Raw genomic sequence first — 17444 nt, forward strand, 5'->3', positions numbered from 1 at the left:
AGTGATCACCAAGAAGGCATGGCTCGGGGTCGTCCTCGGGCTCGGCGTGGCACCGGCGGTGCTGCTGTGCGCCGTCAACGGCTTCCTTCCAGGACTCGACGACGTCGTCGACCCCCTCGGCCGGCCGTCCCAGCTCAGCCTGGAGGTCATCGACTCCGCGGACCAGTTCGACACCCTCACAGGCATTCTCGTACCCAAGCACGCCCAACTCGCCGGAGACATCCAGACCCTGGGCCCGCTCGCCAATGACCTCGAAGGCCTCACCGACAAGGCCGGCGAGCTGACCGGGCAGGCGAAAACGCTGAACTCCTCCACCGGCGACGTCAGCGCCATCGCGGGTCCGCTGCCGGATCTGGTCGCGAACGTCACCGGCCGGGCCAACCAGGCCGGCCCCACCGTCGCGGGACTGTCCACGGCCGTCGGATCGGTCACCACCCAACTCGAAACGATCAACACCGGGCTGACCACCATCGAAGGCACCCTGGGCGCGCTCGGCCCGAAGGCCACCGCCATCGCCGCGACCCTGTCGAACGTGCAGGAAGAAGCCCGGCACGTCCAGGAAATGGGGCCACTGCTCGCGGTGGTCGGTCCCCCGGTCAACTCCCTCAACCTCCCACCCCTGGGCATCGCAACCGCTCCCACCCCGTAACGCTCGCGCGTCCGATCCGGCCGCAACCGAGTGAAAGGCAGAACACAGACGATGTTTCGGCTCTCCTGGGCAATCACCGCAGCCTTCACCATCGCGCTCCTGTGTGGCATCCTGATCGTCACCAGGGACCTCGCCATCACCAACGACATCTTCAAAGACGGTGTCGTACAAGCACAAACGGTTGACAAGACCACCAACGACGCGTTGGCGGGAGCGAAGGAGCTGCCTCCCGCGAACGCTGCCATCAACCAGGGCCTGCCCGAGGTGGTGGGAGTCCTCGACTCCCTGACCCGCGCCGACCAGACCCTCGGCGACCTCGGCACCCAACTCGCGTCGCTCGGTGACGCACTCGAGTCCGCCGACGCCCCACTCGCCGACATCATCGACGCCGGCTCGTCGGCCACCGATCAGGCCAACGCCGCCGCCGTCCCGGCCGAACAGATCGTGCACACCCTCGGAGACGCCGACGGAAAGGTGCAGACCCTCGCCCCGCTGTTGGACCAGTCCCTCGCCCTCTCGCAGGAAATCGACTCGAAGCTGCGGATCTCGCTGATACTCCCCGTCATCGGAGAGTAGGCCGGTGGGGTTGTAACACCCACCCCCTCGCTCGTGCTTGTCGGAGGAGCACGAACGAGGGACCGCACCCCACACGGTGCACCTCATGAATCAACCATCCGAAGTACGACGGAGAACGACATGGATCCCTACGATCAGGCCCTGCTCGAGTACACCCTGCGGTGGTGCAACTACGGGGGCGGCGACGAACACATCTTCCCCGAATTCGGTCTCACCCCCGAAGTGTTCTACCGCCGGGTCCTCACCATGGTCGACACGCGCAGCGAACTCGAATTCCCCGCCAAGCAGTACCTCCGTGCGTACTGCACCGAAAAGGTCACCAGCTCCGCACGCCGGCGCAGGACACACCCGTTCGGCGTCTGATAACCGGCAACGTGCACAGACAAGAGCTCACCGCGTGACGACGCGCCCGGGGCGGGGGTGCCGCGGTGAGATGCGAAGTGCCCGTGGCGGAGTGCGTTTCGGCTGTGGCTGTTGTTGACGGCGATTGACGCCGAAGCGCCGATCCGATTCGGTCAGCCCGCCCCAGACGCCGTAGGGTTCGCCGACGTCGAGTGCGTGGCGAAGGCACTCGTGCCGGACCGGGCAGCTCCGGCAGAATTCCTTCGCCTGCTTCTCGCGGCGACTGCGCATTGCCCGGTTCTCGGTGTCCGGTCCGAAGAAGACGTCCGTCCGGGTGGTTCGGCACAGTGCACGGGTCTGCCAGTCCCACAGGTCGGAGTGGGGTTTCAGCAGACGGACGGTGAGTGTCAGAGATGGCATGGGGTAGTGGTTTCCGACGCCTAGTGGTCGTCTTCGCCGATTCTGTGGACGTGGATCAGGTTCGTCGAGCCTACGGTGCCCGGCGGGGAACCGGCGACGATGACCACCAACTCACCCTTCTGGTACCGGCCCAACCCCAACAGGGCGTGGTCGACCTGACGCACCATCGCGTCGGTGCTGTCGACCGGATCGACGATGAACGTCTCCGTGCCCCACGTCAGCGACAACTGACTGCGCACCTCCGGCAACGGCGTGAACGCCAGCAACGGCAACGGCGTGTGCAACCGCGCCAACCGGCGCACCGTGTCCCCGGACTGCGTGAACGCCACCAACGCCTTCGCATCCAGACGCTCCCCGATGTCCCGGGCCGCATACGAGATGACCCCCCGCTTGGTCCGCGGCACATGCGTCAACGGCGGCACCTGCGTCGACTCGTGCTCGACCGCCTCCACGATCCGCGCCATCGTGCGCACCGTCTCCATCACATACTTGCCGACCGACGTCTCCCCGGACAGCATCACCGCATCCGCACCGTCGAGGACGGCATTGGCCACATCGGACGCCTCCGCCCGCGTCGGCCGCGAATTCTCGATCATCGACTCCAGCATCTGCGTGGCCACGATCACCGGCTTCGCGTTCTCCCGCGCGATCTGAATGACCCGCTTCTGCACCAACGGCACCTGCTCGAGCGGCAACTCCACCCCCAGGTCACCGCGCGCGACCATCACCGCGTCGAACGCCAGCACGATCGCCTCGAGGTTGTCGATCGCCTCCGGCTTCTCGAGCTTCGCGATCACCGGGATCCGGCGGCCGACCCGATCCATCACCGCGTGCACCAGCTCCACATCCGCCGGGGACCGCACAAACGACAACGCGATGAAATCGACACCGAGACCGAGCGCGAACTCGAGGTCCGCGATGTCCTTCTCCGACAGCGCCGGGACCGAGACGTTCATCCCCGGCAGCGACACACCCTTGTTGTTGGACACCGGACCACCCTCGGTGACCCGGCACACCACGTCGTTGCCCTCGACCCCGGTGACGACGAGACCGACCTTGCCGTCGTCGACGAGCAGCCGATCACCCGGCCTGGCGTCCTCGGCGAGCTGCTTGTAGGTGGTCGAGACCCGGTCGTGGGTGCCCTCGACGTCGTCGACGGTGATCCGCACGACCTCCCCGTCGGCCCACGTGGTGCGGTCCTCGGCGAACCGGCCGAGCCGGATCTTCGGACCCTGCAGGTCCGCGAGGACACCGACGGCCTTGCCCGTCGCATCCGAGGCGGCCCGCACCCGCTTGTAGTTCTCCTCGTGGTCGGAATGATCTCCGTGGCTGAAATTCAGCCGGGCCACGTCCATACCGCTTTCGACGAGTTCGCGAATACGGTCACCGGTGGCGGTAGCAGGTCCAAGTGTGCATACGATCTTCGTGCGCCGGGAGGTGCCGAGCAGTCCGGGCTGTGCGGTGGGTGTCGCCGGTTGTTCGAGATCGATGGCGGTCATGTGACTCCTCGCGAATGGGTGCGGAAATGGTTGTGCCGGAGCTCTATCCACTGAGGATGCCGACCGACGGCTCGCCGGCGGGAACGGACTGCGCCCATCGACTGCCGACGAGTCCGGCGACCTGGGCGGCGGTGTCGAGGAGGAGTTCGGCGCTGTTGTCGAGCAGGTCCTGAAGTTCCGCGGGCCCACGGGCGATGGAGAATGCCGCCGAGACCCCCGCTGCACGAATTGCGGCCGCGGGCAGGCGAACGGTCCCGGCGATCACGACGACGGGGCAATCCGCCGGGGTCTGGCGCACGACGCCCTGCACCACCTTCCCCTGCAGTGACTGCGCGTCGAAGGCCCCCTCTCCCGTGATCACCAGGTCGGCGTCGGCGCACAGCGACCGCAGTCCCACCGTGTCCGCGACGAGGTCGATCCCGGGTACCAGTTCCGCGCCGAGGAGTGTGCTCAGGCAGGCGGGCATGCCGCCGGCCGCCCCCGCGCCGCGCAATGCCAGGACGTCGGTCCCGTAGGTGGTGCGGAGGGTGGCCGCCAACTGTTCGAGTCCGGAATCGAGTGCGCGAACCTGGTCGGGGGTGGCGCCCTTCTGCGGTCCGAAGACCGCGGCGGCGCCGTTATCCCCGCAGAGCGGGTTGTCGACGTCGGTCGCGACGCGCCAGCGCACCGCCCGTGCCCGGGGGTGAAGGCGCGACTCGTCGACCGCGACGATGCGTCCGAGCCCGGCGCCGCCGGTTTCCACGTCCTGTCCGTGTTCGTCGAGGAATCGGACCCCGAGTGCGCGGAGCATCCCGGTGCCCCCGTCGGTGGTGGCGCTGCCTCCAATACACAGCAGGATCTCGTTGACACCGTCTTCCAGTGCGCTCACAGCGATTTCACCGACGCCGTACGTGTCCGCCTGCATCGGCGCCGGCGGAATGTCCGCCACGTGCGGCAGACCGTTCGCTTCCGCGGCCTCGATGATCGCGACGGTGCCGCTGTTCGACAGCCCGTAGCGCGCACGCCGTGGGCGCCCGGCCGCGTCGTGAGCGTCGATCAGGCGGGGCGCGGCGTTACCCGCCGAGAGAAACGTCTGCAGGGTTCCCTCGCCACCGTCGGCGAGAGGGCACTGCACGATGTCGACATCGGCGCCGAGCGCCAGCCGGACCCCGGCCGCCATCGCGGCCGCGACCTCGACGGCGGGGAGGCTCCCCTTGAACGAGTCGGGAGCGAGGACAACGGTGGGTGTGCGCTTTCGCATGAGATGAAGCGTAGGTCGCCTACCCCCGATGCGGTATGTGCAATATGCACAGTTCTGGCGCGGATTCGTCCTCGGAAACATGTGTAGATCGGATAGTGGGTCAGGCTTCGTGGTGGGGATCTTTCAGTACCGTGGCCGCGAGGAGGGCCAGTCGCATGGCGACCGCGTGGTCGAAGGTGCGCAGGTTCAACCCGGTCAGCTGCTCGATCCGATCGAGCCGCTGGACCAAGGTGTTGCGGTGCACGTCGAGAGCCGTCGCCGCCGCCGCGATCGACAGGTTCTGCGCCAGGAAGGCGCGAGCGGTGTCGCGCAGAATCGTGGAGAGGGGTGTGAGGACCCGCTCCACGGTGTCGTGCGAAATGTCTCGAGACTGCTGTGCGACAGCAACTTCGGGCGCGAGTGCGGACAGTTCGATCTCGCTGTCGGCCGGCAGCAGGTGCGCCCGGGCAAGGAGTATGCCGAGTCGCGCGGCGTCCACCGACAATTCGCGGGCCGAGGCCTCACGCCTGCCGGTGACGAGACGTACGTCGGCGGAGCGCAGTCGCTCCCACGTCGCGGCCAGCTCGCGGTCCGTCGCCGACCCGCTCAGAACCCACACCGCACCCTGCAGCTCGGCCGCAACCACGTGGGAGGTTCCCTGAATCCTGCGAAGCAGGGCCACCGAGGTCGACGACGGCAGCGACCACGACCCGCTGCCCGCCGCCGGGATGACCGCGGTGACGTTCCACGGTGGGGTCATCGGTGAACCGATGTGGCGCAACGCTTCCAGCAGGCCGGTCTCGGCGACGGTACCGTTCACCAGGCCGAGGAGTAGTTCGCGCACGGCTGTCTCTCGCCACCGCGAACTGTCCCGGTGCTGTTCGTTCCGCAACAACAGTTCGACGGTGAGCGCGAGGACGTTGCCTACCGACTCGACCTCCCCGGGATCGCCCGTGACCCCCACGACTCCGACGATCCGCCCGTCGAGCGCCAGGGGGATGTTGATCCCGGCTCGAACGTCCGCAGACTGTTCGTCGGTGTCCACGAGGACGGGCCGCCCGTCCCGGATGGCCTGGAGTGCGCCGGCATGCACTGTGCCGATTCGTGACCCGTCGACCGACCCGATGATGCGGCCTTTGCGGTCCATCAGATTGACGTTGTAGGCCAGTCGGGGGCTCACCTGATCCACCACACGCTGAGCGAGTTCATCGGTGAACACGTATGCGAACTCGTCCTCGTCGCCGCCCTGCACCGCCCACGTCATGCAGTAAGACTAGGCGCGCTTCGCACGGGGTGGCGCGAGGTGGCGGTCGGCTACAGCAGGTTGCGAGTGGGAACGTTAGGCTCGGGGCCGCGTGGTGGATCCTCGGACCACCAGATGCGGGGACAGCGAAAAGACGCGCGGTTCGCGGTCGAGTTCCGTTGCGCTGTAGAGGAGTTCGACGACGGCAGCGACCGCGAGCCGCACGAGCTGCTCGGCGTCCTGACGGACGGTGGTCAGGTCGACGTGGGCGAGTCGGACGAGGCGGCTGTCGTCGTATCCGACGATCGAGGCCTGCCCGGGAACGTCGATTCCGGATCGGCGCAGTTCGTCGAGGACGCCGACCGCGCACTGGTCGTTGCCGGCGACCACGGCGGTCGGGAGTGTATCGCCGTCGAGGAGGGTGCGCGCGGCCGCGGAGCCGGACAGCTCGGTGTAGTCGCCGGGCAGGACACGGGCGTACTGCCCGAGCCCGTGGGAGTGCATCGCCTCGAGGTATCACCGGAGCACCGACACTCCCTCGAACAGCTCGCCACGCGCCGCGCTCGGCCACCCGTCGCCTGCGGGGAGGGCACCTGACACCGCGTCGCCGCGGGCGACTCGACGGCACTGTGCGCTCAGCGGGTGGGGACGTCCGGTGGGTCGGGCAGATCGACGTCGAGGAGGAAGTCCAGCCAGATCAGGGCATCGGTGAGGGTCTCCGCCCGCCTCAACGGTTCGAGTTGCCGCGCCGCCACCGCGAGCTGATGCCGTCCCGCGGCGGGGTCGTCGGCGAGGAACGCTGCGGCGGTCCGCAGCACCCACTCTCCCGAGGCCGGCAACTCGGCCGCGGTGACTGCGCCCCCGTCCGTGCGGCGGACTTCCAGCAGGAACGTCTCCCCTGGAGGCGCCGCGCCCAGCCGGGCCTCGACCACCTCGACGATCGACTCCATCACCCACGCCAGCACGTCTTCGTATCGCGGGCGACCGGAGTCGGGACGAGGCTCGAGGCTGACCGCGGACACCTCGTGGGCCAGCGCGGCGCTGTCCCGTTCTCCGATCAGCCACGTCAAACGCCCACCCAGAGCGGCGGGGCTGATCGGACTGCCGGCAGTCGAAGCCATGAGGAAGAGTTCCCCGCAGGGCCCGACCTCACACACCAGGGGTCGTGCCCAGGCATTACCTACTCGCCCCCGGGGCGGCGGTGCGGTAGAACTTTGGGGTGGATTCAGAGCAGGTTCTCGGTGGCGGTGAGCCGCAGCGGGTAGGCAGTTTCCGGTTCTACCTCGACGGACAACGGTGGGAATGGTCCGACACCGTCGCCCAGATGCACGGCTACCGGCCCGGCGAGGTCACCCCCACCACCGAGCTGCTGCTCTCCCACAAGCACCCCGAAGACCAGCCGAATGTCGCCCGGGTGCTGGACCGGACCGTCAACGCCGCCGAACCGTTCAGCAGCAAACACCGCATCATCGACACCACCGGAAAGGTCCGGCAGGTCGTGGTTGTCGGCGATCGCATGTTCGACGACAGCGGGACGGTGATCGGTACCTCCGGCTTCTACGTCGACATCACCGACTCGTACCGCACCGACCTCAACGGCTCCGTCGACGAGGCCGTCGCCGAACTCGCCCAGTCGCGGGCGGTGATCGAACAGGCCAAGGGTGCCCTCATGCTCGTCTACGGCATTCCCGCCGCCCGCGCCTTCGACATCCTCACCTGGCGTTCCCAGGAGACCAACACCCGCCTCCGCACGATCGCCGAACAGATCGTCGCCGGCCTCGCCGACTGCGAACCCGACACCCACCTACGCACCCGATTCGACCACCTCATCCTCACCGCACACGAGCGAGCCCGGCAGCCGGAATAGGAAACGGATCCCGAGCTGACAGCGTCGGGGCCGGCTAGCGTCGCAAGACGGTGATTCCGCTACTGCACTGCCTGTTCCGTCGTGCTGTTCCCGTCGGTGATCAATTCCTGTTCCTCGCGTAGGGCTTTCGCGCGAACCCGCACGAGGAGGAGTGTGGCGACGATGGTCAAACCGCAGAGAACGACGAGGTAGGCGGCGACGAGCCAGGGGTTGATCTGGACGAGGAGGGTCGCGATCAGTGGTGACAGCCCGCCCCAGAGTGGCGACGCCACCTGGTATCCGATGCTCGCCCCGGAGTAGCGCTGGAGGACGCCGAAGGACTCGATGATGAGCGCCGGCTGCGCCCCGTAATGCAGTGCCCACGGAATCAGTGACCCGGAGAAGGCCACGATGATCAGTGCTTCACTGCCGAATTGCAGCGTGGCGAAGAACCCGATCGTTGCGAGCGCCATGAACGCGGCACTGCCCACGTAGACCTTCGTGCGCCCGATTCGGTCGGACAGGTGACCCGCGTAGAGCATGAAGGGAATGCAGATTCCCGAGGCGACAGCCAAGGCGTTCAGGATGGTCTGTTCGGCAAGCCCGACGTACATGATCGCGAGCGGGATGGAGAACGTCGCGAAGATGTAATACGACGAGTTCTCGGCCGCTCGCAGGGCGGTGCAGAGCAGGACCTCGCGCCACTGTTTCCGCATCAGCGAACGCAGGGGTGAGTTGGCTTCCTTCGTGTCTCCGCGCGTGGCTTTCGCTTCTTCGAATTCGGGCGATTCGTCGACCTTCGACCGAAGGTAGAAGCCGACGACGGCGATCAGGACCGAGATGTAGAACGGCCACCGCCATCCTGCTGTCAGGCCGGTGTCGTCGAACGTGTCTCCGGAGATCGAGGCCGAGAGGCTGACGGCACCAACGGCAAGGAGGGTGGCCACGGGTGCCGCTATCTCGACGAAGCTGGTCACCAGTCCGCGCCGCGTCTTGGGAGCCCATTCGGACGCAAGGATTACCGCGCCGCCCCATTCGCCGCCGACACCGATGCCCTGGACGAAGCGAGCGACCACCAGGAGAACCGGTGCCCACAGTCCGATCTGATCGAAGGTGGGCATCAGGCCGATCGCGAGCGAGCCGGCGCACATTGTCAGAAGCGATGCGAGGAGGGTGTTTTTTCGGCCGTACTTGTCACCGAAATGACCGAAGATGATGCCGCCGAGTGGGCGAGCGAGGAAGCCGACGAAGAACGTCGAGAAGGACGCGACCGTTCCGATGAACGGATCCACGTCGGGGAAGAACAATGCGGGGAACACCAGGCCGGCGAGCGTCCCGTAGACGAAATAGTCGTACCACTCCAGGATGTTGCCCACCGTCGCGCCGACCACCGCGGTCTTGACCTTGCGGGGCCATTTCCTGATGGGAGTCTCTACCGGACTCTTCGTCTCCGACATCGGGTTCCTATCTCGTACCAGTGTGCGCCCCATGTGGACGCGTCCACATGTGACCGGATCAGTGGACGCCCAACTCGTTGCGGACACTGCGCAGGCGTGAGGGCGTCACCTGGTAGGCGCGCTTGAACCAGTGGATCAGGTGCGAACTGTCGGTGAAGCCGCATTCGTGGGCGATCTGGGTGAGCGAACGGTTGCTGTTGAGCACCATCCAGTGCGCCGCTTTCAGACGGATCTGCCGCCAGTACTGCGCAGGTGGCGTGCGCAGGTGCTGCTTGAACAGCCGAGTCAGCTCGCGCTCGGTGACGCCGACGGCCTTGGCGATATCGGCCACCGTGCCGGTCTCGTACAGACGTTGGCGCATCAGTCCCACGGCGTTGACTACCCGCTGGTCCGGGCATTTCAGGCCGATGTCGGGATCCTGCTTCAGTGCCTGTATCTCGTCGAAGCCGCGGTCGGCCATCAGGTAATGCAAGGTCTTGTCCGATCGCACGCTGCCGCAGTGCTCGGTCACCAGCTGCATTGCCAGGTTGATCGATGCCAGCCCTCCGGGACAGGTGATGAAGCCACCGTCGCGCACCACCGGCTGGTCGGTGACGGGAATGACCTGCGGATGCAATTGCTGCAGGGCCGAAGCCATGGAGAAATGCACCGCGCAGCGACTGTCGTCGAGTAGGCCGAGGCGGGCGAGAACGAATTGACCGGTGCACAGCCCTACTACGGGCACCCCGGCTGCCACCGCCTCTTCGACGAACGCGAACAGGGCGCCCGGGATCGGGGTCGTGCCGTGGAGGATCCCGCCGTGGACGACGATGTAGTCGTAATCGCGTGGGTCCCCGAAGCGCCGGGTCGGCACCATGGGGAACCCGCAGCTGGAGGTGATCGGCTGGTCGTCGTGGGACAGCAGGTCCCAGGCGCAGTAGACCTGCCGGCTGAAGTCGCGCTCGTCCGCCGACAGGCGCAGGAACTCGACGAAGCACGACAGCGACATCAGAGTGAAATCCGGGGTGGGGGCGATGCCGACCCTCAGCGGCGTGTCGACCTGCGGGGCGGGCCTGCTGGGGCCGGGGCCGAGGTAGGCGAGATCCGGTTGCATGCTGTCTCCGTCGGTACCGTCGAGACGTACCATTACCGGTCCGGAATCTACAATCACGCAGACATGCATGGCAAATAACGTGGTGCTCGTTCGTTCGTACTTCCGACGCAGGAGCGGCATCCATGGAAATCACCCGCATCGCTATCCACCAGGTCGACCTTCCGCTGAAGGAGGGTGCCTACAGCTGGTCCACCCAGAGCTTCGCCGCCTTCGACAGCACCGTGCTGATCATCGAGACCGATAGCGGACTGACCGGTGTCGGCGAAATCTGCCCGCTGGGACCGTCGTATCTACCGGCCTACGCCGAGGGTGCGCGGGTCGGCCTGGCGCAGATCGCCCAGGGCCTGATCGGTGAGGATCCGCTGCAGATCGGCCGGATCAACCAGACCATGGACGCACTTCTCAAGGGCCACCCCTACGTCAAGTCGGCCATCGACATGGCCTGCTGGGACCTGCTCGGCAAGGCCACCGGGCAACCGGTGTACAACCTGTTGGGCGGCCTGCTGCAGGAGGAGGTCACCCTGTTCAAGGTGATCAGCCGCCAGGACCCCGCCGCGATGGCCGGCAAGCTGGCCGACTACCAGCAGCAGGGCTTTCGCCAGTTCCAGATGAAGGTCGGTGCCGACGCCGGGGAGGACATCGAACGCATCCTCGCGGTGTCCGAGGTGTTGCAGGCCGGCAATGTCCTTGCGGCGGATGCCAATACCGGCTGGAAGCAACACGAGGCGATCCGCGTCGTGAAGGCTGTTCGCGATGTCGACATCTACATCGAGCAGCCGTGCCTGTCGTACGAAGAGTGCCTGGCGGTGCGCCGGCACACCGACCATCCGTTCATCCTCGACGAGTGCATGGACGATCCGCGCGTGCTCATGCGCGGTTTCCAGGACAGTGCGATGGATGTGGTCAACCTCAAGGTCAGTCGCGTCGGCGGTCTGACCCGGGCCCGGCAGTTCCGCGACCTGTGCGCGACGCTCGGCATCACCATGACCATCGAGGACACCTGGGGAGGCGAGATCGCCACCGCGGCCATTGCACACCTGGCGCATTCCACGCCGCAGGGTTTCCACTTCCAGTCCTCGGCCTTCCACGAGTACCACAGCGTGCAGATCGCCGACGGCGGGCCGGTGATCAAGGACGGCTACATGGTCGCGTCTTCGGCGCCGGGGCTGGGCGTGACACCCGACATTGCGGTGCTCGGCAAGCCGGTGGCTGTCATCGGGCGATAGCAGCCCGTCAGGTCCGCGGGGCCGTGAAACTGAGCGACGTTCTCGGCCCCGACCCTTCCCGGAATTTCGTGGGGATCAGAAGATGCAAGTGATTTCGGCACAACAGATTCGGTCGGTACTGGACTGGGAAGGGGTGCTGCGAGCGCTGCACGACGCCCATCTCGGCCCGAGGCCGCTGGGCGAGAGCTACTTCGTCGGCGATTCAGACTACGGGCTGTTCAGCCGCGGCACGATCCTGCCGGGTCGCGGCGCGGGGCTCAAGGTCGCCTCCATCCACACTGCCAATGCCCAGGCCGTTCCACCGCTGCCCACCGAGCATGCGGCGTTCCTGGTGATCGACCAGACCACCAAGGCCATCGCCGCCGTGCTCGACGGCCCGGCCGTCACCGCCGCCAAGACCGCGGCCGATTCGGCCCTGGCCGCGCGCAGCCTGAGCCGCGAGGACAGCAGCGTGCTCCTGGTGCTCGGTTCCGGACCGGTGGCCAGGGCATTGACCGACGCCTACCTGCACATCCGCCCGTCGCTTCGCCAGGTGTTGCTGTGGAACCGCTCGCCGCAGAAGCTGGGGGAGGCGCGGGCAGACCTGCAGGCTCGGGGCATCGACGCGGTCGTCGTCGGCGACCTCGACCAGGCCGTGGCACGAGCCGACATCATCAGCGCCGCCACCAGCACCTCCACCCCCCTGATCCACGGACGCCACGTCCGCCCCGGCACCCACGTCGACCTGGTCGGCGGCTTTCGCCCGGACATGCAGGAGGCGGACAACGAACTGCTGGGCAAGGCAAGGATATTCGTCGACGACCGCCGGTCGGCCGCGGTGGCGGGAGACATCCTCATCCCGCTCGAGGCGGGGGTCATCGACGAGGCGTGCATCGAGGGAGATCTGTTCGATCTCAGCAGGCAGGCTGCCTTCGAGCGCGGGCGCGATGAGATCACCGCGTACAAGAATGCCGGTGGCGCGCATCTGGATCTGGTCGTCAGCCAGTACGTGATCGCGCGTCTGAGCTGACGCTAGGTGCGCCCGCCGCTCGCGGACGTCTCTTCCACGTCCGACCTCGCATGGAGGACACCTTCATCGTCGACGGTGATCGTGTGGACGCCGGCGAGGTCCGGCATCTCGGGCAGGATCAGCACGGTGGGGCCGGTCCCGTAGATTTCCCACGCTGCGGCCGCCGCGACGGTGAGAATCGTGTCGCGTTCGGTGAACAGCAGAATTGCGGGAGCCGTGCCCAGCCGGACGCATTCGAGGAAGGTGCTGCTCGACGAACTCGAACCGCGACTGCCGTCCATCAACAGGGCCGTTCCCGCCAGACTGGTGCCCTGTTGAGGGTGGTTGCGATCGATGATCGTTCCGTCTTGATCGTCGACGCCGCCCCAGAAACTCACCGGTTCGCGCAGCACCAGCAGCGGTGCGGAGGCGGCCCCGCCGAGGATCAGTTCGGCGTCGAGTCGTCGGCTTGTCACGAGAGTTCTCCGTCCGTCAGGGTGATCTCGCCGCGAACGGCGCTGCGCAGGCAGTCGGTCAGGCTCGCCAATACGACGGAGAAGCCCAGGTGTGCGGGCGCGTAGTACGCCCATTTGGCCGAGTTGGTCATGACGGCGCCGGCCGGTTCCATGATGACCGACTGGCCGTAGGTGCAGGTGTCGCGCACGATCGTGACTCCGCTTTCTTCCAGTTGCCGCTCGGCGTCGGGCTCGGCCGACAGTACGGCTCGGCTCGTCGTGGCGTAGGTCGGCACCCGTACCTCGTGACCGCGAAGTTGCGTGGCCATCGCGACGAGCTGACTGCGTGAGAGGTGCGGGGTGCCGATACTGACCCCGCCGAGGGGTGCGTCCGCGGTCGCGGTGGTGAGTTCACGGCGAGCCCTCCGGAGGTCGTCGAGCGATATCCGTTCCTCGCGCAACGGCGTTCCGCCCTGCAGGGCGGTCTGCAGGTCCGGTGCTTCGGGGGTGGCGCCGACCAGATGGAACATCGCCACACCGCCGCTACTCGCTGCGGCCGCACCGAAGTTCTTTCCCCAGTCCTCCGTGATCGTGACGGAGTCGAGCCCGGCGACGGCCGGAATATGGGTACCGGTTCGACGACCCACGTGATGCCCCAGAAGCGCAGGCAGCAGGTCGGAATCGGTGGATGCGATCACGTCGTCGTCGAGTGTGAAGACGACGCTCGCGCGCCGATTCGACTCGATGTGCAAGCCGGAATACGGAACGCGTCCGGTGATGGCTGCGCAGACGTCGATCAGATCTCCGTAGCGATTGGTACGCAGACCGATCATGCTGTTGCCGAAGACGATTGCGTTGGATTCGGCCCAGGCGACGTCCTCGCCGAACTCGGGCCGCCCCGGCAGCTGGTAGGGCGCGCATGTGAAGGTCGGCTGACATCCCAACTTCACGTAGCCCTCCATCAGCTCCCTGGCCGCCGCGCCCGCCTGCTGGGCACCGCGGAACAGGTCGGGCCGATTGAGGTCGAGGCCGCCGACGTTCAGCGTGGTGGGAACCCGAACCTCACCCCCACCCTCGATGAGCGTGCGGACGAAATCCAGACTCGACGGCCCGTGGTACAGGCAGCTGTCGACGTGCGCGGAGCGCACGGGCAGTAATAGGGAAGCGCGCTGCGTCCGCGCGGCGACGATGACGATGCGCATCGCCAAGGCAGTGGCGGGCCCCTCGTCGCCGGCGAGCATCCGCTCCTCGAGGGCGGTCAGCTCGATGGTGGTCGTGTCTGTCACCGTCTTGGCTTCCTCTCCGGTCTCTCGTTTGCACCGGCCGGAAAAGCACGGCCGTTCTTCGTTGTCGACTGAGCCTCGGCACGTACAACCGGGGAAGGGGAACTGAGTTTGTCTATTGTCGACAACGTGATTAGAGCGTACACCGGCGGCGCGAGCGTGGCTAGACCGAATCTCCGGCCGACCGAGATCGCACGCTCGCCCGGTGGCGACATGATCCGGCGTGGCTCGATCATGACCGTCAAATCAACTCAGGTGCAATGGCACTCGTGATCGACTCGTGACCGAGGCGTCCTGCGATCGATTTCACACGTGACGGTTGACGCCGTGCACTTGACGCTGCACACTTATCGCACATTGTCGACAACAGACGAAATGAGGATCGCGACATGAGCAAGCAACCGTGGCACGGAGTGGTGGTGGCCAGCGCGCTGCCGTTCAACGACGACCTTTCGGTCGACTTCGGCGCGTTCGCCGAGCACGTGCGCTGGCTGGCGGCCAACGGGTGTTCGGGAATCACCCCCAACGGATCGCTCGGTGAGTACCAGTGCCTCGATCCCGCGGAGCGCGCCAAGGTCGTCGAGGTCGCGGTGGAAGCCGCACCCGAGGGTTTCGCGGTCGTCCCCGGCACCGGCGCCTACGGGGCCCGGGAATCGGTGTACTGGGCGCAGCACGCCAAGGACGCCGGCGCGCAGGCGATCCTGCAGTTGCCGCCCAACGCCTACCGCGCCGACGACGCAATCGTCTACGACCATTTCGCACAGATCGCGGAGGTCGGCATTCCCGTCGTGGCCTACAACAACCCCCACGACACCAAGGTGGACCTGTCCCCCGAACTGCTGGCTCGCATGCACCGTGACGGCCTGATCGCCGCGATCAAGGAATTCAGTGGCGACGTCCGCCGAATCTACGAGATCGGGGAACTCGCACCGGAACTCGACGTTCTCGTCGGCACCGACGACGTGCTGTTGGAACTGGCCGTCGCCGGTGCCAAGGGCTGGATTGCCGGCTACCCGAACGCGCTCCCCGCCAGCTGCGTCGAACTGTTCGACCTCGCCGTGGCAAAGGACCTCGACAAGGCCCTCCCGATGTACCGCGACCTGCATTCCCTGCTGCGCTGGGACTCGAAGCCCGGTTTCGTCCAGGCCATCAAGCTCTCCATGGACATCGCGGGACGCAAGGGCGGCGTGTGCCGCGCCCCCCGTGCCCCGCTCGCACCCGAGGTCGCCGCCGCCGTTCGCAAGGACACCGAGAAGGCGCTTGCCGACGGCTACAAGTAGCCACGCGCCGACGCCGTTACCACTACCTTCGCGTAGACGACGGGCCGTGGGCGGCCGGCGCTGCCGGCTGCCCATCCGCGCGCGGTCACGATTCTGTCGACCGCTGGTCAAACAACATTTTTGGCTTCACACGTTATCGGTAAAATGTTATCCTTGACACATTAGCGCTACAGGGCTTGCACTGAGCAGTGGCGCCAGTTCTCGCCATCCCCACACACAGTCTCAGCAAGGAATCAAGATGACGCGCTCATCCACCGACGAGATCGACTACCTGGCCGAGTTCGGATACAAACAGGAACTCGATCGCAGCCTCGGTAAGTTCTCCTCATTCGCAGCAGGATTCAGCTTCTTGTCCATCCTGACCGGAGTCTTCATGCTCTTCGGTTTCGGCTTCGGTTTCGGCGGCCCGGCATTCTGGTGGTCGATCCCGATCGTCGTCGCCGGCCAGCTGCTGGTCGCCTTCTTGTTCGCGGAGCTGGCGTCGCAGTATCCGATCGCCGGCGGCATCTATCAATGGACGAAACAGATCGCCTCGCCCTTCGCGGCGTGGACCGCGGGCTGGGTCATGATCCTCAGCAGCATGGTCGCGGTGACCGGACCGGCGGTCGGTCTGCAGGTGGTGCTGCCGCAGATCTGGAGTGGTTTTCAGGTCTTCGGAACCGCGGCGGACATCGGCACCTACTCGACCGTGGACGGCGCCCGTAATGCCGTCCTCCTCGGCAGCATCCTCCTGATCGCGGCGACGGTCATCAACATCCTGGGTGTGCGGCTCATGGCCCTCATCAACAACATCGGCGTGTTCACCGAACTCGTGGGCTGCACCGTGCTCATCCTGGTCCTGTTCGCCAAGGCGCAGCGCGGACCGGACATCGTCACCCATACCGACGGCGCGTACTCGACGTCGTGGGGCATCTTCGGCGCGATGCTCATCGCCAGCCTGTTCGCGGTCAACATCTACTGCGGCTTCGACGCGGCGGGAGCGCTGGCCGAGGAGACGTCCAACCCCCGTCGGTTCGCGCCCCGCGAGATCATCCGCGCGCTCGTCGTATCGGCGATCCTGGGTGCCGCCCTCGTGTTGGCCGCCCAGATGGCGATGCCCGACATCCTCGGTCAGAACAACCTCGACATGATCGCCGCGCAGGGCTTGCCCTACGTGCTCAAGGCGGTGCTCGGCGAAACCTTCGCCAAGCTGTTCCTGGTTGCCGTGGCGATCTCGATGTGTGTCTGCGCGCTTGCGGTCCAGGCCGCCGGCATTCGCATGGTGTTCTCGATGGCTCGGGACGGCAAGCTCCCGTTTTCGAATCGGCTGGCCAGCGTCAACTCCAAGACCCGAAGCATGGTGGGCGCCTCGATTCTGCTCGGTGTCGCACCGGTCGCCCTGCTCCTGGTGAACGTCGGTAACCAGCAGGTGTTCACCACCGTCGCGTCCATCGCGCTGGTCCTGTTCTACATCGCGTACCTCATCGTCACGGTGTCGCTGCTCATCCGGCGGTTCAAGAAGCAGTGGCCGAAGCCCGACCACGGCCCCTACTTCAATCTCGGCAGCCTGGCGACGACCATCAACATCGCTGCTGTCGTGTTCCAGATCGTCGCTCTGATCAACCTGATGTGGCCGCGGGTCGAGATCTACGGCGATGCCGGGTGGTACTTCCAGTGGGGCGCTTTCGTCTTCGTCGGCGCTGCGCTCTCCATCGGCTGGGCGATCTACTTCTACCTGCACCGCGACGGCAAGGACGTCCCCGTCGCCGAACACACGGCAACCGTCGACGCCGCGGGGCACGCGCAGGCCGCACCTGAAGCGGTCGACGACCGGGTGTTCGAAGCCCCGGATCGTGCAGGATCCCCGTCCGCCTGACGGTACGCATTCG

General features: G+C 66.5%; 18 protein-coding genes. 8 read left to right on the forward strand and 10 right to left on the reverse strand.

Annotated features, from left to right (window positions below; all coding sequences use genetic code 11):
• Window position 1 precedes the first annotated feature (1 nt).
• The 3 genes from ACFTWF_RS03635 (at window position 2) to ACFTWF_RS03645 (ending at window position 1588) form a co-directional block, all read left to right on the forward strand.
• Window positions 2-649, forward strand: a complete 648-nt coding sequence (locus ACFTWF_RS03635) for a hypothetical protein (RefSeq protein ID WP_378459907.1) — start codon at window positions 2-4, stop codon at window positions 647-649.
• A 51-nt stretch (window positions 650-700) separates the two neighbouring features.
• Window positions 701-1225 (forward strand): hypothetical protein, encoded by a 525-nt coding sequence (locus ACFTWF_RS03640; protein ID WP_378459908.1) that lies wholly within the window; start codon window positions 701-703, stop codon window positions 1223-1225.
• Window positions 1226-1345: 120 nt separating this feature from the next.
• Window positions 1346-1588: a hypothetical protein gene (locus ACFTWF_RS03645; RefSeq protein WP_378459909.1), complete on the forward strand. Its 243-nt coding sequence runs from the start codon at window positions 1346-1348 to the stop codon at window positions 1586-1588.
• Between the two features lie 27 nt (window positions 1589-1615).
• Here ACFTWF_RS03645 and ACFTWF_RS03650 read toward each other — a convergent pair whose 3' ends face one another.
• The 6 genes from ACFTWF_RS03650 to ACFTWF_RS03675 form a co-directional block, all read right to left on the reverse strand.
• Entirely contained in the window at window positions 1616-1987 is a 372-nt protein-coding gene (locus ACFTWF_RS03650; RefSeq protein WP_378459910.1) for a WhiB family transcriptional regulator, read from the reverse strand.
• A 20-nt stretch (window positions 1988-2007) separates the two neighbouring features.
• Complete coding sequence (pyk, locus tag ACFTWF_RS03655; protein ID WP_378459911.1) at window positions 2008-3486, reverse strand: pyruvate kinase; 1479 nt, start codon at window positions 3484-3486, stop codon at window positions 2008-2010.
• A gap of 43 nt (window positions 3487-3529) precedes the next feature.
• Window positions 3530-4726, reverse strand: a complete 1197-nt coding sequence (locus tag ACFTWF_RS03660) for a glycerate kinase (protein WP_378459912.1) — start codon at window positions 4724-4726, stop codon at window positions 3530-3532.
• A gap of 100 nt (window positions 4727-4826) precedes the next feature.
• Window positions 4827-5969 carry a CdaR family transcriptional regulator gene (locus ACFTWF_RS03665; protein ID WP_378459913.1) on the reverse strand — a complete coding sequence of 381 codons (1143 nt, stop codon included), beginning with the start codon at window positions 5967-5969 and terminating at the stop codon, window positions 4827-4829.
• A gap of 75 nt (window positions 5970-6044) precedes the next feature.
• A complete protein-coding gene (locus ACFTWF_RS03670; protein WP_378459914.1) occupies window positions 6045-6452 on the reverse strand; it encodes a substrate-binding domain-containing protein in 408 nt (135 codons plus the stop codon).
• Window positions 6453-6583: 131 nt separating this feature from the next.
• On the reverse strand, window positions 6584-7069 hold the full coding sequence (locus ACFTWF_RS03675) for a hypothetical protein (protein ID WP_378459915.1): 486 nt from the start codon (window positions 7067-7069) through the stop codon (window positions 6584-6586).
• A gap of 98 nt (window positions 7070-7167) precedes the next feature.
• On the opposite strand from ACFTWF_RS03675, the gene ACFTWF_RS03680 reads away from it, so the two are divergent.
• A complete protein-coding gene (locus ACFTWF_RS03680) occupies window positions 7168-7815 on the forward strand; it encodes a PAS and ANTAR domain-containing protein (protein WP_378459916.1) in 648 nt (215 codons plus the stop codon).
• Between the two features lie 59 nt (window positions 7816-7874).
• Here the strand turns inward: ACFTWF_RS03680 and ACFTWF_RS03685 are convergent, their stop codons facing one another.
• Entirely contained in the window at window positions 7875-9251 is a 1377-nt protein-coding gene (locus tag ACFTWF_RS03685; RefSeq protein WP_378459917.1) for an MFS transporter, read from the reverse strand.
• 58 nt (window positions 9252-9309) lie between these two features.
• Complete coding sequence (locus ACFTWF_RS03690) at window positions 9310-10464, reverse strand: GlxA family transcriptional regulator (RefSeq protein WP_378459918.1); 1155 nt, start codon at window positions 10462-10464, stop codon at window positions 9310-9312.
• Between the two features lie 2 nt (window positions 10465-10466).
• Between ACFTWF_RS03690 and ACFTWF_RS03695 the strand changes: the two genes are divergently transcribed.
• Window positions 10467-11570: a cis-3-hydroxy-L-proline dehydratase gene (locus ACFTWF_RS03695; RefSeq protein WP_378459919.1), complete on the forward strand. Its 1104-nt coding sequence runs from the start codon at window positions 10467-10469 to the stop codon at window positions 11568-11570.
• 133 nt (window positions 11571-11703) lie between these two features.
• Complete coding sequence (locus ACFTWF_RS03700) at window positions 11704-12579, forward strand: ornithine cyclodeaminase family protein (protein ID WP_378459920.1); 876 nt, start codon at window positions 11704-11706, stop codon at window positions 12577-12579.
• 2 nt (window positions 12580-12581) lie between these two features.
• Here ACFTWF_RS03700 and ACFTWF_RS03705 read toward each other — a convergent pair whose 3' ends face one another.
• Together ACFTWF_RS03705 and ACFTWF_RS03710 are read right to left on the reverse strand one after the other, a co-directional pair.
• Window positions 12582-13034, reverse strand: coding sequence for an aconitase X swivel domain-containing protein (locus tag ACFTWF_RS03705; protein ID WP_378459921.1), 453 nt, complete (start codon window positions 13032-13034; stop codon window positions 12582-12584).
• Window positions 13031-14299, reverse strand: coding sequence for an aconitase X (locus tag ACFTWF_RS03710; protein WP_378459922.1), 1269 nt, complete (start codon window positions 14297-14299; stop codon window positions 13031-13033). Before ACFTWF_RS03710 ends, ACFTWF_RS03705 begins: the two co-directional genes overlap by 4 nt.
• 386 nt (window positions 14300-14685) lie before the next feature.
• On the opposite strand from ACFTWF_RS03710, the gene ACFTWF_RS03715 reads away from it, so the two are divergent.
• Window positions 14686-15576: a dihydrodipicolinate synthase family protein gene (locus ACFTWF_RS03715; RefSeq protein ID WP_378459923.1), complete on the forward strand. Its 891-nt coding sequence runs from the start codon at window positions 14686-14688 to the stop codon at window positions 15574-15576.
• A gap of 238 nt (window positions 15577-15814) precedes the next feature.
• A complete protein-coding gene (locus ACFTWF_RS03720; protein ID WP_378459924.1) occupies window positions 15815-17431 on the forward strand; it encodes an APC family permease in 1617 nt (538 codons plus the stop codon).
• Window positions 17432-17444 lie beyond the last annotated feature (13 nt).

Source organism: Rhodococcus sp. NPDC056960, assembly GCF_042674125.1.
Classification (GTDB): domain Bacteria; phylum Actinomycetota; class Actinomycetes; order Mycobacteriales; family Mycobacteriaceae; genus Rhodococcus_F.

Excerpts from the sequence above, each read along its gene's own strand:
- ACFTWF_RS03640 (WP_378459908.1), top strand. The coding sequence starts at position 701 with ATGTTTCGGCTCTCCTGGGCAATCACCGCAGCCTTCACCATCGCGCTC.
- pyk (WP_378459911.1), bottom strand. The coding sequence starts at position 3,486 with ATGACCGCCATCGATCTCGAACAACCGGCGACACCCACCGCACAGCCC.
- ACFTWF_RS03670 (WP_378459914.1), bottom strand. The coding sequence starts at position 6,452 with ATGCACTCCCACGGGCTCGGGCAGTACGCCCGTGTCCTGCCCGGCGAC.
- ACFTWF_RS03675 (WP_378459915.1), bottom strand. The coding sequence starts at position 7,069 with ATGGCTTCGACTGCCGGCAGTCCGATCAGCCCCGCCGCTCTGGGTGGG.
- ACFTWF_RS03685 (WP_378459917.1), bottom strand. The coding sequence starts at position 9,251 with ATGTCGGAGACGAAGAGTCCGGTAGAGACTCCCATCAGGAAATGGCCC.
- ACFTWF_RS03695 (WP_378459919.1), top strand. The coding sequence starts at position 10,467 with ATGGAAATCACCCGCATCGCTATCCACCAGGTCGACCTTCCGCTGAAG.
- ACFTWF_RS03660 (WP_378459912.1), bottom strand. The coding sequence starts at position 4,726 with ATGCGAAAGCGCACACCCACCGTTGTCCTCGCTCCCGACTCGTTCAAG.
- ACFTWF_RS03715 (WP_378459923.1), top strand. The coding sequence starts at position 14,686 with ATGAGCAAGCAACCGTGGCACGGAGTGGTGGTGGCCAGCGCGCTGCCG.
- ACFTWF_RS03665 (WP_378459913.1), bottom strand. The coding sequence starts at position 5,969 with ATGACGTGGGCGGTGCAGGGCGGCGACGAGGACGAGTTCGCATACGTG.
- ACFTWF_RS03650 (WP_378459910.1), bottom strand. The coding sequence starts at position 1,987 with ATGCCATCTCTGACACTCACCGTCCGTCTGCTGAAACCCCACTCCGAC.
- ACFTWF_RS03690 (WP_378459918.1), bottom strand. The coding sequence starts at position 10,464 with ATGCCGCTCCTGCGTCGGAAGTACGAACGAACGAGCACCACGTTATTT.
- ACFTWF_RS03645 (WP_378459909.1), top strand. The coding sequence starts at position 1,346 with ATGGATCCCTACGATCAGGCCCTGCTCGAGTACACCCTGCGGTGGTGC.
- ACFTWF_RS03720 (WP_378459924.1), top strand. The coding sequence starts at position 15,815 with ATGACGCGCTCATCCACCGACGAGATCGACTACCTGGCCGAGTTCGGA.